The organism is Magnetococcales bacterium (assembly GCA_015232395.1).
In the GTDB taxonomy this organism is placed as follows: domain Bacteria; phylum Pseudomonadota; class Magnetococcia; order Magnetococcales; family JADFZT01; genus JADFZT01.
Genome location: JADFZT010000057.1, coordinates 1 through 14,950 on the forward strand (window position 1 = coordinate 1; position 14,950 = coordinate 14,950).

The window sequence follows — 14,950 nt, forward strand, 5'->3', positions numbered from 1 at the left end:
CGAACCGTCAAATCATGGCTGAAAAAACAGGTCTGGCAGTGAAAAAACAGCCCCACACCTGCCCGGTGGATGACTTTCATCTCTCCATCCGTTTGGGGATTGCCCAACAAAATAACAGCGAATCTTTGACCAAGCTTGTAAGCCGCGCGGACAAGGCGCTCTATCTCGCCAAAACGGGAGGCCGCAACCGAGCGGTTCAAGCGAAAACCGCCTGAAATCATTGGCAGATTTTCTGTGAAGCCAGGAAAGATCCATCGCCCCACCCTTTGATGCTGGCGGGTTTCTGAACAATCAGCCTGCTCTCCCCCCATTGTGAGATTTTGCTCTTATTGAGGTGGCCCAACTCTTGGGTCTGTTGGTGCAGGGATGCAATGGATGGAATTCCAAGGGAATTTTTTTGATTTATTCTGAAGTATTCATACGAATTCTTGTTCAAACAATGAGCTTAAGGCCATCATTTGAACTTCATTCAAAACCGGAAAATCTGCCACAGAGAACACAGGGATCATAGAGGAAAAGCATGAAAAACAGCTGAATATTCCGACCACTACCGGGCATGAATTTGGCCTGGCAGTGGTTTTCTCTGCGCTCTCTGTGTCCTCCTGTGGCTAAACGTTTTTTTGTTCGACTCACCTGTTGAACCGGTATTGGTCTCAGCAGCCTGCATAGAATGCGATCAGCAACAACCGCATCGTTCGAAAACTTGCATAGATATTTGAACCAGAGCCTCAATCCTTTGGGTTCGCTGTGAACCCGATGAGGTGGTTTATGGGGGGAATCTCTTGGCTGATGCGGCGTGAGCCTTGAGTGATGCTACACGCATTACCGCAAATTTTACGATGACGAATCAGGCCGTTGAATAATTCACATCGTCAACCAATTCATCCGCTGAGAACACTTTATCCGTATCCAAAAGAATAATGAACCGTTCTTCCTGCTTACCCATGCCACGGATAAACTCGGTCCTCAGTTTGGTGCCAACTTTGGGTGGCGGTTCTACCTGGTCCGGTTCCAGGGTCATCACCTCTTTGACGGAATCAGCCATGGCACCGATCACCATTTCGCCTTCTTTCGTTGCGACCTCAACGATGATGATGCAGGTATTGACCGTCCGTTCAGCAGCGGGCATATCGAATTTCGATCGCATATCCGTGACCGGGACCGCATGGCCCCGCAGGTTGATGACGCCACACATATAGTCAGGCATCTGTGGCATCTTGGTCATGGGGGTATACTCCAACACCTCCTTGACCTGGGATATATCCACGCCGAACACCTCTTCGGCCAGTTTAAAGGTAAGAAACTGAGACGTTTCCGTGATAGCCGCGTTGCCCATGATTTTCACTCCTTCACCCGGGTTGGAGCCGAAATCCAGAAATATTCTGCGATATGGATCTCGGCTCCGGTTAAAGGCGTCGGCCTAATCTGGCTTTAAAACACTTCTGGAGCCCTAGAAGCTTTCAAATTCATCGTCCCCCCCCATATTAATGGCAGCGCCACCAGCTGCTGCGGGAGCGGGCAGAGCCGCTGCTGGCCTGGCCGCTGGGATGGAACGGCTGGCAGCGGGTTTTCTAGGGGTTGGAGAAACAGCTCGCCGGGCACCGCTGTTATCCACTTTGAAAAAAGAGATGCTCTGGGACATCTGGTCGGCCTGGGCGTTGAGCTCTTCAGAGGTGGCGGCCATCTCTTCAGAAGCGCCGGCATTTTGCTGAATCACCCCATCCAACTGCTGAATGGACTGATTGATCTGGTCGGCCCCCTGGTTTTGTTCCTGACTGGCTGCGGCGATCTCCTGAACCAGTTCCGCCGTCTTCTGGATGTCTGGAACCAACGTATTAATGATGTTCCCGGCCTTCTCCGCCACCTGGACGCTGGAAGCGGAAAGTTGACTGATTTCCCCTGCTGCGGCCTGGCTGCGTTCAGCCAGTTTTCTAACCTCGGCTGCCACCACGGCAAAGCCCTTGCCATGCTCTCCGGCCCGAGCGGCTTCAATCGCGGCATTGAGCGCCAACAGATTGGTCTGGCGTGCGATCTCTTCGATGATGGAAATTTTGTCGGCAATCTCCTTCATGGCCACCACCGCCTCCGAGACCGACTGTCCCCCCTCTTCGGCATCTTTGGCCGCCTTCTGGGAAATCTGCTGGGTCTGTTGGGCGTTGTCGGTATTTTGCTGAATGTTCGACGCCATCTCTTCCATGGCCGAGGAGGTCTCTTCGACGCTGGCCGCCGCCTGGGTTGCGCCATCTGATAGACTGGAAGCCGATGAGGAGATCTCCTGGCTACCGGAAGTCACATTTTCTGCCGCCACGGTAATTTCGCCGACGATGGTTTTTAATTTTTCCACCATCTGCCGGGTAGCTACCGTCAGGCTGTCGGTATCCCCTGGCTGCACGTCGATATTCACCCGCAGATCCCCGTTGGAAAGCGTGGTGAGAATATCCGCCAGGGCACCCGGTTCCCCACCCAGGGGCTTGGTCACCATGCGGGTAATCCACCACGCCAGGAAAATCGCGATGAAGAAACTGATGGATGATACCCACACCACGATGGTCACCGTCTCTTCGTTATGCTGCTGAACCACCGGTCCGAGGGCGTCTTGATCCTTTTTCACGGAGAGTTTGACATCTTCCACCGCCTTGGCGATGGTCGGCCCAATACGGTCCAGGGTATTTTTGATAATGTCGTTACGGGCAAAGATGATTCTGGCCGCTTCCTTGAAGGCGACGTGATAGGCGTCCCGTGCTTCTATAAATTCTTTCAACAGCTGCCGCCGCCTGGGATTTTCCAGCTCCTTATCCATGGTGGCGATCAGATGGTTCATCTCCGCCTGAAGCTCTTTTTCTACCCGGTCCACATCCTCCTGGGCATTGGTTTTGAGAAATTTGGCGGCGTAGAGACGGCCCAGCAGGACATGCTCCTGAGCCCGCCCGGCATAGTAGGCCCCCGTCGGGTCACCATCCTCATAGGCCGACTTCATGATGGCCGTCAGGTTTTGGCGCATCTTCAGGCCATTTGGATCCATTTCCCGGGTGACAACGTTATTGCGATCCGTACGAAACTGAATGACCTTTTTAAAGCCCCGCTCATAATCCAGCACATCAGTGGCAACCTGTGCCACCAAACTGGCCCGCTCCGGCTTTTGGATTTCACCCTTCGCTTCCTCAAGGAAGGTATTCATCTTTTCCAGGTATGAATGGTATTGGTCGATATCCTTCTGGCTGCCGGTAATATTGAAATCCTTGACGTTCATCCGGACCATCAACATGTTGGCCTGAAGACGTCCTGCCAGATTGGTGTCCCGGGCCAACCCCCGGTACTCCGTAAAGCCTTTGACCGCTTCTCCCAGGCCGTTATAGGCCACACCGGCAATAATCAGAAGAAGAACGATGGCCGTACCAAACCCCAACGCCATCACCGAAGATATTTTCATGTTTTTCATGATCTCTCCGATCAAAGTTGGCGGGCTTCCATGACCCATTGAATTTTTTTGACAATACATTAGATTGCTGAATCTTTGTATAGTTTCTTACAAATCTCAAAAAAAATGGCTCTCATTTTTTCAATGATTGAGAGAGCTTGAAAGCGCCTCCCTTCATCTGAAATCAGGAAAAAAGGAGCCGGGAAATTCCGCCGCTTTTTCTCCCTGGCCAAACGCGGCCTCTCTGATTTGGCCACAAAAAAGCCGACCCTGAAAATATCCGGGGTCGGCTTTTTTTGGCTGGCTTTGAGGAGGGGCTGTATTTTCCCAGCGCCACGCCTCCAATTCAGGTTGGATCAGTCGGCATCAGCACAGGAGCTGGCAGTGCCGAAGGGGCTGGTCACACCAGGGGGCGTCACATCCACATCGCCGAAATCATCAGCAGTACCAGGAAGATAGAAGGTGACACTCTCCTGGTCTTCCGTACCCTGGACAGTCCCCCGGGCCGTCAGTTCCACGATCACCCAATAAGCATACTCCTGGGCGTAGAGAATATTGAAGGTGGCAAAACCGTCATCACCAGTGGAAACAGTCGCCGCAGAACCTTCCAACGAAGCGACGTTACCAGGCTCCAGAGTGCCGTTGCTGTTGTAGTCTTCGTTGGCATCCAGCACACCGTTGTCGTTCAGATCCTCGGTATCCTCCCCCTCATCCAAGATACCGTTGCCGTTCAAGTCTTCGTTGTCACAATCAGCCGAAGGGGTATACCAGGCGACGGTGCCCCAGGTGCGGGTACCCTTACCATATTTGGTGGGCAAAATGGCGATATCCAGCTCCACCCCGTTCATGGGGTTACCCTCGGCATCGGTCACCAACACCGAATAGGGCATCGCATAGCGGGTATCGTCATACTCCGACATGGTGTTACCGGTACCCAGGGTGATGAAGAGCGGCTTTTCCGCCACCGTCAGGTTGATGGAATCAGTGGCTGAGGCGTAATCCGGCACCGAAGCGGTCACCGCAATTCCTTCATAGGCACTCGCCACCGGACCCGCCGTATAGACCGAAGAGGCCCGGCCGAAGGAGTCGGTGGTGTCGGATGGGGGATCCAGGCTACCGCCGGTGATGTCGGTCACGGAAAAGTTGACGGTCTGATTTTTGACCAGATTGTTTTCCACATCCCGCACCACCGCAATCAATTCGCTCTGCTCATCGGTGGAGTCATCCAGATTGACCCCCAGAGAAGAGGGATCCGCTTGCAGCACCAGGGTGTAAGGCGTGGTGGCGACAAACTCGATCTCCGCCTGGGTGGAGGGTCCGTCGGTGCTTTCGGCTACGGCTTGAATAATCGCAGGCCCGGCATTATCAGCGCTGATGGTGACCGACGCCTCGCCATTGCTGTTGGTGGTGGCGCTGTTGGCACTCAAGGTGCCCCGAGTGGCGGAAAAGTTGATCGTCTGACCCGATTGTGCCACCAACCCCTGACCATCATCGTTGTCATGTTTCCAGTGAACCTGAACGGTATAGTCGGTGTTGAGATCCACCTCAACGATGGAGGTCGCTTCCGCATCAGGAATATCAAACACAAATTCATCGCCGGAAATACTCACTTCCGCCGTTCCGGAAAGGGTGCCACTATAAGAGGTGGCAGTGATGACGTCGGGATCATCCTCGCCATCGGAATCATCGTCATAGTCGGAAACGATGGCGATCACCGCGATGCTCACCTCACCATTAACGTCCGTGGTGAGGGTGTCCGATTGGGTACCGCTGGTGTCCGGATCGGTGTCGATGGTGTTGCCGTGGGCTGAGGTGACCGATACCGTCTGCCCGGTAATGGCGTTATTGTCGGAATCCTTCAAGGAGATGGTAAAGGTGGTGCTGTCACCATACACCATGGAGGCGGAGTTGGGGGTGAAGGTGAGGGTGGTTCCGGAGACCGAAACCGTGGTGGAAGCCGAAACGCTCCCGGAGGTGGCGGTCACCGTGATATCCCGGTTTTTGGGAGAGCCCTGGGTCGTCAGCAGGGCAGAGGCGATCCCGCTGCTGTCCGTGGTGGCCTGGGTCACCTGAATTTCACTGTCACTGTCGCTGCTGGAAAAGGAGACCGCCAGATTTTCAATCAGATTGTTGCTGGCATCCTTCACAATCGCCGTGACACTCACGCTGTCGGCGCCGCTGGAGTTGAGCTGGATGGAGCTGACCAGAATGGCGATGGAAGAGGCGGTCTCGCCATCGTCAGTGGTGGTGGTGTTGATGGATGAGGAGGTGCCGCCAAAACTGGCAGTCACCATGGGCTCATCGGCTGTGCTGGGATAGGTCACCACCGCGATGGCCTGGCCATTCTCATCGGTTTGAACCACCGAAGAGGAGAGGGTTCCAACCCCGGTGGAAAGCACCACCGCTCCCCCCTCCAGGGGCTCTCCTGCGGTATCTGTCACCGTCACCGTGACCGTCAGGATATAGTCATCGTTGACCTGGACCGGGTCGCCATTGGCGACAATCGTCATACCCCCCATGACACCCGCTTCCACCAACGCCATGGTGGCATAGAGCCCGGATTCCACGCTGTCGGCGGTGGTGATATCGTCTGTCCCGTCATAACCGGTCAAAACACCGTTCAAGGCGGTATCCAGAGAGGTGGTAAAATCGGTATCGGAAATGTTGGAAAGGTTGATCTCGGTAATGCCGGAAAGATCAGAGAGCGCCTGGGAGCTGATATTGATCACATCATCGTCGCTGGAGTCGTTGATCTCACTCATGTTCAAAAAGCGCATGATGTTGATCGCCCGATCATCCGCATCAGCGGCATTCCCCACCAGATTGAAGGCGGTGATATCAGCTGTGCTGGCCGGGGGGATCGTCGCGGTTCCCAGGACCACATTGCCGACATGGAAGGTGACCTGGGTAGACTCGCCGACGGTATAGGTATAGGAAAAATCACCGTTGGAGTCGGTGGTGGGGTTGCCGGAAGAAAGGGAGCCACCCGAACCGTAATACTGTACACCGGTGATGACGCTACCGTTGAGAGTCCCGGTTCCCGTGGCAGTGGTTGAGGTTGAGCTGTCGCCGCTGCCTGAATCCTGACTTTCTCCACTACCTCCACAAGCGGCCAAAACAACCACGAGCAGTAACGCCATTAACGTATTCAAAATCTTCAATTTTTTTTCTCCCGCCCAAGAAAACCCCGAGTTATCAACCATCCAACCTTTGAATATCAACCACCGTCGGCTGACGTGTCAATTGAAAACAGGAAAAAAGGCTTGGTAAATCGAATGCCTACCCCCCCTCTGTACCCCCCCTGCCTTCCGCTGGCCATGCAAATGACACACCACCCGCGCCAATCACAAACCAAGCACCTCCTTGGCCAAATGCACTGTCAGGGGGCGTTTCCGGCGCAGAGAGGCCCGGTCCAGCTTTTCCAGTGCCTCATCAAAGCCTGTCACCCGCCGGGGGAGGCGATTCAATAAAAATTTCAGCAGCTCCGGTGTCAGAGAGACCTGACGGTCGGCGGCCATCTTTTGGACAATCTTTTCAAGCTCCGGCTCATCCGGAAAAGCCAGAGGCATCACCGGCCCCCAAAGCAGCCGGGAGCTGAGATCTTTCCGCAGGCTCGTCATGTCGGAAGGGTGTTTTCGGCCGGCAAAGAGCAGTCGATGACCCGCTGATCGCAAACGGTTGAACAAAAACAGCACCCCCTCCTGGAGAGGTGCGCTCGCTTCCAGCTCATCCAGCCGATCCACCGCCACCAGTTCCCGCTCCCCGTGATACTCCAAAAAAGGGGTCAGGGTTGATTCTCCCCTGAACGCAGCCCCCTCACCAAAGGTCGCCGCAACCATTTTGAGATCCAGATAAAAGGCCGCCCCCTCCCCCCGCTTTTCTCGACAGTGACTTACCGCCGCGTGCAGAAGGTGACTCTTGCCCGTCCCCTCCTCTCCTACCAGGGTCAGCGCCGTGGCGGGCATCGCCATCACCCCCCGTACCGCCTCAAAAGCCAACCGGCTCCCCTCGCCCACGATAAAGTTGTCGAAAGTCCACACCGGATCCAGAGGAAACTCCAGGAGGAGCTGGATCTGCTCCTCTCCTGAATCCCCACGCCTGAAATCCCCGCCCCCCATCACCCCTTCTCCTCCTGAAGCACCGCCAACCGGCTCCACCTGACCACATAGAGCCAACCGGAAGTGATCGTGGTCCCCGCCGTCAGCAGCATCAAAACCAGCAACACCTCCTCAAGCCCCCCACGAACCCCCTGAAGAAGCACCACACACAGCAGCACCATCTGCATCACGGTGTTCACTTTGCTGATCCAGAGGGGCTCCATGCGCAAGGCACCGGTCACCACCTGAAAAACCACCGCCCCGCCGATGATGACCAGATCCCGGGTCACCACGATCAACACCAGCCAGAGGGGAATCTGTCCCATCACGCTCAAGGTGACAAAACCCGCCAACAAGAGTGCCTTGTCAGCCATGGGGTCGAGATAGCCCCCCAGCTCGGTCACCATGTTGAACCGTTTGGCGATAAAACCATCCAGGGCATCGGTGATTCCAGCTATGGCAAACAGCCACAAAGCCGCTTGGGGGTGGGCCTCAAGCACCAGCCAGATAAAAGCTGGCACAGCAAGGATACGCAAAAAGGAGAGCGCGTTGGGTAGATTCATGGAAGGTGAATAACGATCTCCGGAAACGCCTCGGAAACTTGATATCCAGCGCGCATCAAGGCGGCCATGAATTGATCGTCCGGCCCCTGGTAATCCACTTCCAGCACCGCTTCCCGGGCTTTAAAACGGGAAGCGCGCACCCCGGAAACCCCGGAAACCAGCTTCAGCCGCTTGAAAAACTTGGCATAACCGGTCAGTTTTGCCCCATGAACCACCCGTAAAAGCACCGCATGTTGCTGGCCTGGATCCACCGCATTTACCTGGGCCCAGCGGTCGAGTATTCCCTGGAGCAGCTCATTGGCCACCTTTTCAAAGAGAGCCCAACGAGCCCCCTTGGATTCGGCATAGCTCCCCTCCGCCCGGGATTCAAAACGTTGCCCCGTGTCCTTCACCGTCAGGGTGCCCAAAGCGGCATAGTGTTCCGTGCCTTCCTGCTCTCCAGCGCCCACCCGACCAAAAGCCATCTGGCCGATAAAAATCCGTTTGGCGCCATAACGGGTTTTGGCCCACTGGTTCAAAGCGGCATCATTTCCCCCCAGGGCCACCATATCTTCCATATCTCCCAATGGTTTTCCCAGGGAGACGCCAAAGGTCCTGGCACTCCTTAAAAGCGCTTTCTGGAAAGGATCCCCTTGGGGGAAAAAGCCGGGGCGGCCAGTGCGATCCATCTGGGCCAGGAGCAGGGAGAAAGGGTGAGCCGTTTCATTATAGGAAAGACCAATCCCTCGCAACGCCTCCCCGACCGCTTTGCGGGAAAAGGTGATATCAACGCTGAAGAGGAGCCCACCAGGCCGCTGTTTTTCAGAACGCACCACAGCACGTTTGACATATTTGCGGGTATCCTGCCCCAATGACTTGAGGGTTTCCGCCAGCACTTCCCGCTGATCCCGGGGCAACATACGGGTCATCAGGAGATCAAAAGCCTTCTCACCCGCCCAGGTAATGCCGGTTTGCCGGGGATCCCGGCCACCGGGCTTGGGGTTGGGCACAAATATTTCGACCCCCTCCACCTGATAGATCGACTCCCGGCTTTCGGCTTGGCCGGTGGTGGGAATGAATGAAAAAATCAGAAAAATCAGAAACAAAAACCGCATCAACCTCTCCCGGAATAGAATCCAACGGAGCTTGGTCCAGCAACGCTTGGCTGGTTTGCGCCAAACCCGATCCGTAGTGTAACCTCCCCGGGTAGAAAGACCCAAGGCGCAAAAACAAGGAAACCCCTATCCCATGCCTTCTGAAAAAAATCAAATCATTTCCAGCAGCCCCACCACCCCGGATCCCGCCAAGGCCCCTTCTCTCACCTATCGGGATGCGGGAGTCGATATCGAATCGGGCTACAAGGTGGTCTCCCTGATCAAAAAAGCGGTGGAATCCACCCGACGCCCCGAAGTGGGTTCCAGTCTGGGGGGATTTGGGGGACTCTTCAATCTGGATACTGAAAAATTCAAGGAGCCGGTCCTGGTTTCAGCCACCGATGGTGTCGGGACCAAACTCAAGCTTGCCTTCCTGATGGAGCGCCACGATACGGTCGGCATCGATCTGGTGGCCATGTCGGTGAACGATCTCATCGTACAAGGGGCCGAGCCGCTCTTTTTTCTCGACTATTTTGCCACAGGCAAGCTCCATCCCGAAACAGCGGCGACGGTGGTCACAGGGATTGCGGCTGGCTGCCGGGAGGCCGGGTGTGCTCTGATCGGTGGCGAAACCGCTGAAATGCCTGATTTTTATGCGCCAGGGGAGTACGACCTGGCCGGTTTTGCCGTGGGGGCGGTGGATAAGTCGAAGATCATCGATGGCACTGGAATCGCTCCGGGAGATGCCCTCATCGGCCTCACCTCCTCCGGCCCCCACTCCAACGGCTATTCCCTGATCCGGCGGTTGGTGCTGGGTGAGGGGGGCCCCGGGTTGGAGGCCCCTTTTGAGGGGGGCACTTTAGGAGAAGCCCTCCTCACCCCTACTCGGATCTATGTGCGTGCGGTGCTGGAGATGGCGGAGCAAAATCTCATCAAGGGGCTTGCTCATATTACCGGCGGTGGCTTCCAGGAAAATGTTCCCCGGATGCTCCCCGACCAGGTTGCGGTGGATCTCGACCCCTGGCCCTGGCCGCCCATTTTTCATCGCCTGATGGAGTTGGGAAATATCGAGAAAAAAGAGATGGAGAAGACCTTCAACTGCGGCATCGGCATGGTGGTGGCGGTAGCGGAGGGTGATGTAGATAGCGCTTTGGACATTCTGAAAAAGAGCGATACCGATGCCAGACTGCTCGGTCGTGTGCGTGCCCGTAACGGCAACGAATCCCAGGTGATGATCCGTGACTGACGCTTCCCCAACCCAAAAGCTCCCCATCGGTGTGGTCATTTCCGGTGGCGGCACCAATTTACAGAGTCTGATTGATCGGGCGCTGGATGGCTCTCTCCCGGTGGAGATCAAGCTCGTGGTGAGCAACAATCCGGACGCTTTTGGGTTGGAGCGGGCCAAAAAAGCCGGGATTCCCACCCGAGTGGTCGATCATCGCGGTTTTGGGGATCGGGGGGCGTTTGAAGAGGCTCTGATTGAGGTGTTGGATGGGGCTCGGGTGGAACTCGTTGCTCTGGCGGGATTCATGCGGGTGCTGACCCCGCTGTTTGTGAATCACTATGCAGGTCGGCTCCTGAACATCCATCCGGCGTTGCTCCCCAGCTTTCCGGGGCTCAATGTCCAGCAGCAGGCGATTGATGCCGGGGTGCGTTTTTCCGGGGCGACGGTCCATTTTGTCACCGAGGGGGTGGATGCCGGTCCCATCGTCGCCCAGGCGGTGGTGCCGATCCTCCCCCATGATGATGCCAAGGCGCTGGCGGCACGCATTCTTCAGCAGGAGCACCGTCTCTATCCCCTGGCGATCCGCCTGTTCGCCGAAGGCCGCCTCTCCATCAACGGCCAGCGGGTGGAAATCCAAGCCCCTCCCACCGAAGCAGGCCCCTCCCTCCTCAACCCACCGGAAGGGGCTTGAGAGCTCGAACGATGCGGTTCGCGTTGCTCACCACATCCTACGCAGCAGGTTGCAGGTTTAGGTTTGGGGGGGGTCAATCGCAGTAGGTGGTGCAGAGGATGCTCTGGAGGAGTGAACAGAGATGCTCCCTGTCGGACGCCAGGTCGCTTTGTTCCTCGGGATCCCGGTTCAAGTCGTAGAGCGCCTGCTCCTCATCATCCTTATACTCAATCAGGTGCATCCCGTTGCGGTAGAGGGAAATCATCTCCCCTTCCTGCTCGGTATCCGCCGCACTATCGGTATAGGAGATCACCGGATAGTTGTCCGAATCAACCCGCTGGCCCAGCAGGAGGGGCATCATGGAGCGGGCATCCATGGGTGGGATTTCCAGGTTGAGCCAATCGAGAATGGTGGGTAGCAGATCAAAACTACGCACCAGGGTGCTGATCTCCTTTTTCCGCTTTTGATGGGGAAATTTGACCACCAATGGAATGGCCAGCTCCGCATCCAGCAGATTGGTGCCGTGCCTGAAGCTGGCGCCGTGGTCGAGCAGGATCTCCCCATGGTCGGAAAAAACGATGATGAGGGATGAATCGTAGAGCCCTTCCATTTTGAGTTTGTCGAAAAACGTGCCCAGCTGATCGTCGGTATAGTGAATGCCCGCATCATAGGCGGCCACATACATCCGTCCATCCCGATAGGCCCCATCCTCGTCCCCTGGTGGCCCCAATCGCTCCAACGCGCTGTCGGAAAGGTGCTCCATGGTCAGGTTACCTGATGGGGAGGGCAGGGAATCGATAACCACCTTTTCCGCCCTCTTGAAAGTCCGATCGTTCAGATATCTTTCAAAATAGTTGTTTTGATCAAGGGTGGCGTTATAGGGCCAGTGGGGGTTGAACAGTCCTAAAAACATGAAAGGCCGGGTCTGTTTGGCCTCCGGTGTTTCAAGCCAGGAGATCGCCTCCTCGACAGCGTCCTCATCCAGGCGATCGCTACCGGTAAAGGAGTAAGACTCGTCAAAATCCCCGACGACATAATCAACCATTTTGTTGCGTTGAATGGAGAGGGTGTGATAGCCCCCCTGCTCCTGGAAGGTTTGGATCAGGGAGCCCGTTGCCAGGGGCAGTGGGGAGTCTTCGTCGGGTTCGAAGATATTGCCGTGGTTGAAAGGATGAAGCCCCCAGAAAAGTGAGGAGACCGCAGGCATGGTCCAGGAGGATGAACTCTTGGCCTGGGTGAACACATAGCTCTCTTCAGCCAGCTCCGCCAGATTGGGGGTGGTGTCCCGGGCATATCCAGACACAGAGGTGTGATCAAAGCGCAGGGTATCAATGAGAATCAAAAAAATAGGGGGATAATTTTTCCATAAGGGCGAAACCAACTCTCTGGGAATCGGCTTTTGATGCCCCCAACGATGCTCACCAGCCTCTGCCACCGGTAGACAGAAGAGCACCGTGCTCAACAAAAAAGCCGATAAAACAAACCTCAATGAAAGCATTCCCCACATCCCCCTACCGTCAAATCCAAACGCGGCCAAGTGATTGGCACCAAGCACAACGATCCACTTTAGCTGATAAAAGGATACGGCAGGGCCTCTTTTTTAGCCAGATAATTCGTCAAAACCTCTCCCTACACCATGAGGAGGAAATCATCGCGACTTGATCCCAAACGATTGAAAAACCTACAAAAAAATCTTCACATCTTCGCTGATGGTGTGGGTGACGAACCATTCGACGACAAACTGGACGATTTCATCGGCAGTGACCAAGCCCTTTTGGAACTGGGCCACCCGTTGGGAAACCTCTTCCAGCAGGGTGTTGTGGAGAGTGTTGTGGTGGGAAAGGCGGTGGGGGTGGAGCTGGGAGATGATGTTTTCCTCGGAGATAAAGTGGAAGCGGGCATAGGCGGCCAACTCCTCCAGGAGGCGAGTTTCGTAGGCCCGGTCTTGGGTTTTTCCCAATTCCGCCTTTAGGCGATTGATCAGCCCGACAAAATATTTGTGCTGTAGATCCACTTCCTTGTTACCCGTCTCAAAACCACTGCGCCACTCAACTCTTTTCACAGCTGTCCCCTCCTTAGGACGAAACGCGCATCTACTCTTTTGGCCCCCCCTCACCATCAAAAAGGGGCTCCCCAGCACCATTCGTGCCTTCATCATTGCTCTTTATAACGTTCTTTCCGCCAAATCCTTGGTAGTGTCCAGATTGGGGCCTTCAACGGTTTCCCAGTCGTAGACCCAACCCGACTTGTTATCCCGGCTCACCTCCCCCAGCAGCTTGACTACCGCTTCCCCCAACTCCAGCAGATCGTCATACCCTTCCAAGCGAATGTGGCGGCCATTTCTAAGGTCGATCACCACCCGGTCCAACGCACCTTTTCGGCGACGAAAACGCACCTTGAGGATGCGTTCCACCTCCAGCATGCTATCGACCCCCTTGGTCCAAAAAGTCACGCCCTTCTCACCCACCTCCACCCGATGGTCTTTGATTTTCGTGCGATAGTTCATATAGAGTACCGCGTTGATCATGTTGGAAAAAACCACAAAACCGATCACTGAAAGCAGGAGCATGTCATTATATTTATTGCTGTCCCAGGAATTGGCCGCCGCCGTCACCGCAATAAAGCCAACGCTGTAGATGATCCCCATGAAAATATTTTTGTTTCTTTTGCTGATTTCCTGTTTACCCACCTGAAAGACCATCTCACTCACTCTCCATTGGTGCGCACCCCGCTTATCAAGCAGGGGCTGATTTTATCCCGTTTACACTCTACTCCCATCCCCCCTTTGTGGCCAGTATCCGCAAAGCAGGTACCATTTTGCCCAGGGGCATCCAGCTGCTTTTCATGTAAGATAAGGCCTTTTTTTCGCCCCACACCACTTCATTTTTGGTGGGGAATGACAGGAAAGTGCGATATGTCCCTTCTATTCTTGGCTTCACTCATGACCGGATTGGCCGCTGGCGTCATTGCCGGGCTTCTGGGAGTGGGTGGCGGCATTCTCATTGTTCCGGCACTGCTCTTCCTCTTTTTTATCGACGGGATGAACTCGGTCATCTCCATGCAGCTGGCCGTGGGTACCTCTCTGGCCACCATCGTCGTCACCAACCTTTCCGCCACCTGGAACCACCACTTAAGAAACTCCGTCGATTGGGAGATGGTGCCCCAATATGCCCCGGGCATTCTCATGGGAGCCTGGTTCGGCGCCCAAACCGCCTCCGGCATGAATGGCGAAACCCTGCGTCTGGCCTTCGGCGTTTTTGAAATCGTCGTCGGTCTCGCCATGATCCTCCAAAGCGCCCCCGGCAAAACCGATGCTCAAAATGAAATCCACCCCTTCCTGCACCCCTTTTTGGGGTTTGGCATCGGCTTTTTAAGCAGCCTTTTCGGTATCGGCGGCGGCACCCTGTCGGTCCCCACCCTCAATCTCCTGACCGGCCTCACCATCCACCGGGCGGTGGGAACCTCCTCAGCCTTGGGGATTATCCTGGCCCTGGCTGGCGCGACCGGCTATATCCACGCCGGTTGGAACCATTCCGCCCTCCCCCCCCATGCCGTGGGCTTTGTGGTTCCGGCAGCCTTTCTGGGCATCGTGGTTGGCACCCTGCTCACCACTCCCCTGGGCGTACGCCTGGCCCACACCTTTTCTCCAGGACAGCTCAAGAAAGGCTTTGGCTATTTCCTCCTGGTGGTGGGCTTGAAGCTGGTCTGGGTGTAGATCCATCCTGGTGTCACAAAAGCTGGAGAGCCCCTCTCCCGGCACAGTTTCAAATTTATTTTGACAGTTTCCTTGCTTAATTTACATGTGACACATTTATTTACACTCCCCCCCTTTTTTCCACCCTTCATCCACCTTTCAGCCAGATCCTCGCCCTCGACCGCAGACAAATTTCCGCTTACTAATCAA

13 protein-coding genes are annotated in these 14,950 nt (G+C 55.5%); 4 read left to right on the top strand and 9 right to left on the bottom strand.

Translation table 11 applies throughout. From position 1 onward, the window contains the following. Window positions 1-14: 14 nt before the first annotated feature. Window positions 15-215 (top strand): diguanylate cyclase, encoded by a 201-nt coding sequence (locus HQL52_14510; GenBank protein MBF0370661.1) that lies wholly within the window; start codon window positions 15-17, stop codon window positions 213-215. Window positions 216-847: 632 nt separating this feature from the next. Here HQL52_14510 and HQL52_14515 read toward each other — a convergent pair. The 6 genes from HQL52_14515 to HQL52_14540 form a co-directional block, all read right to left on the bottom strand. Continuing rightward, window positions 848-1,336, bottom strand: coding sequence for a chemotaxis protein CheW (locus HQL52_14515; protein ID MBF0370662.1), 489 nt, complete (start codon window positions 1,334-1,336; stop codon window positions 848-850). 114 nt (window positions 1,337-1,450) lie between these two features. Further along, window positions 1,451-3,430, bottom strand: a complete 1,980-nt coding sequence (locus tag HQL52_14520) for a methyl-accepting chemotaxis protein (protein ID MBF0370663.1) — start codon at window positions 3,428-3,430, stop codon at window positions 1,451-1,453. Between the two features lie 344 nt (window positions 3,431-3,774). Beyond that, window positions 3,775-6,579, bottom strand: a complete 2,805-nt coding sequence (locus tag HQL52_14525) for an Ig-like domain-containing protein (protein MBF0370664.1) — start codon at window positions 6,577-6,579, stop codon at window positions 3,775-3,777. A 183-nt stretch (window positions 6,580-6,762) separates the two neighbouring features. Continuing rightward, a complete protein-coding gene (locus tag HQL52_14530; protein ID MBF0370665.1) occupies window positions 6,763-7,536 on the bottom strand; it encodes a hypothetical protein in 774 nt (257 codons plus the stop codon). Next, window positions 7,536-8,078: a CDP-alcohol phosphatidyltransferase family protein gene (locus HQL52_14535; protein ID MBF0370666.1), complete on the bottom strand. Its 543-nt coding sequence runs from the start codon at window positions 8,076-8,078 to the stop codon at window positions 7,536-7,538. Before HQL52_14535 ends, HQL52_14530 begins: the two co-directional genes overlap by 1 nt. Further along, window positions 8,075-9,172 carry a DUF2066 domain-containing protein gene (locus HQL52_14540; GenBank protein ID MBF0370667.1) on the bottom strand — a complete coding sequence of 366 codons (1,098 nt, stop codon included), beginning with the start codon at window positions 9,170-9,172 and terminating at the stop codon, window positions 8,075-8,077. Before HQL52_14540 ends, HQL52_14535 begins: the two co-directional genes overlap by 4 nt. Window positions 9,173-9,305: 133 nt before the next feature. Here HQL52_14540 and HQL52_14545 point away from each other — a divergent pair, with 133 nt between their 5' ends. Then, entirely contained in the window at window positions 9,306-10,397 is a 1,092-nt protein-coding gene (locus HQL52_14545) for a phosphoribosylformylglycinamidine cyclo-ligase (GenBank protein ID MBF0370668.1), read from the top strand. Then, complete coding sequence (locus tag HQL52_14550) at window positions 10,390-11,067, top strand: phosphoribosylglycinamide formyltransferase (protein MBF0370669.1); 678 nt, start codon at window positions 10,390-10,392, stop codon at window positions 11,065-11,067. The genes HQL52_14545 and HQL52_14550 overlap by 8 nt, the downstream gene beginning before the upstream one ends. 73 nt (window positions 11,068-11,140) lie before the next feature. Here HQL52_14550 and HQL52_14555 read toward each other — a convergent pair whose 3' ends face one another. From HQL52_14555 to HQL52_14565, 3 genes are all read right to left on the bottom strand, one after another. Next, window positions 11,141-12,544, bottom strand: coding sequence for a sulfatase (locus HQL52_14555; protein ID MBF0370670.1), 1,404 nt, complete (start codon window positions 12,542-12,544; stop codon window positions 11,141-11,143). A gap of 183 nt (window positions 12,545-12,727) precedes the next feature. Beyond that, window positions 12,728-13,108 carry a bacteriohemerythrin gene (locus HQL52_14560; protein ID MBF0370671.1) on the bottom strand — a complete coding sequence of 127 codons (381 nt, stop codon included), beginning with the start codon at window positions 13,106-13,108 and terminating at the stop codon, window positions 12,728-12,730. Window positions 13,109-13,210: 102 nt separating this feature from the next. Continuing rightward, entirely contained in the window at window positions 13,211-13,747 is a 537-nt protein-coding gene (locus tag HQL52_14565; GenBank protein ID MBF0370672.1) for a hypothetical protein, read from the bottom strand. 213 nt (window positions 13,748-13,960) lie between these two features. Here HQL52_14565 and HQL52_14570 point away from each other — a divergent pair, with 213 nt between their 5' ends. Then, the gene (locus HQL52_14570) at window positions 13,961-14,761 is read left to right on the top strand and encodes a sulfite exporter TauE/SafE family protein (GenBank protein ID MBF0370673.1); all 801 of its coding nucleotides are present in this window, start codon (window positions 13,961-13,963) and stop codon (window positions 14,759-14,761) included. Window positions 14,762-14,950: the final 189 nt, after the last annotated feature.

Coding starts and splice junctions, on each gene's coding strand:
- HQL52_14540 (MBF0370667.1), bottom strand. CDS start 9,172: ATGCGGTTTTTGTTTCTGATTTTTCTGATTTTTTCATTCATTCCCACC.
- HQL52_14535 (MBF0370666.1), bottom strand. CDS start 8,078: ATGAATCTACCCAACGCGCTCTCCTTTTTGCGTATCCTTGCTGTGCCA.
- HQL52_14545 (MBF0370668.1), top strand. CDS start 9,306: ATGCCTTCTGAAAAAAATCAAATCATTTCCAGCAGCCCCACCACCCCG.
- HQL52_14520 (MBF0370663.1), bottom strand. CDS start 3,430: ATGAAAATATCTTCGGTGATGGCGTTGGGGTTTGGTACGGCCATCGTT.
- HQL52_14515 (MBF0370662.1), bottom strand. CDS start 1,336: ATGGGCAACGCGGCTATCACGGAAACGTCTCAGTTTCTTACCTTTAAA.
- HQL52_14555 (MBF0370670.1), bottom strand. CDS start 12,544: ATGCTTTCATTGAGGTTTGTTTTATCGGCTTTTTTGTTGAGCACGGTG.
- HQL52_14570 (MBF0370673.1), top strand. CDS start 13,961: ATGTCCCTTCTATTCTTGGCTTCACTCATGACCGGATTGGCCGCTGGC.
- HQL52_14565 (MBF0370672.1), bottom strand. CDS start 13,747: ATGGTCTTTCAGGTGGGTAAACAGGAAATCAGCAAAAGAAACAAAAAT.
- HQL52_14510 (MBF0370661.1), top strand. CDS start 15: ATGGCTGAAAAAACAGGTCTGGCAGTGAAAAAACAGCCCCACACCTGC.
- HQL52_14530 (MBF0370665.1), bottom strand. CDS start 7,536: ATGGGGGGCGGGGATTTCAGGCGTGGGGATTCAGGAGAGGAGCAGATC.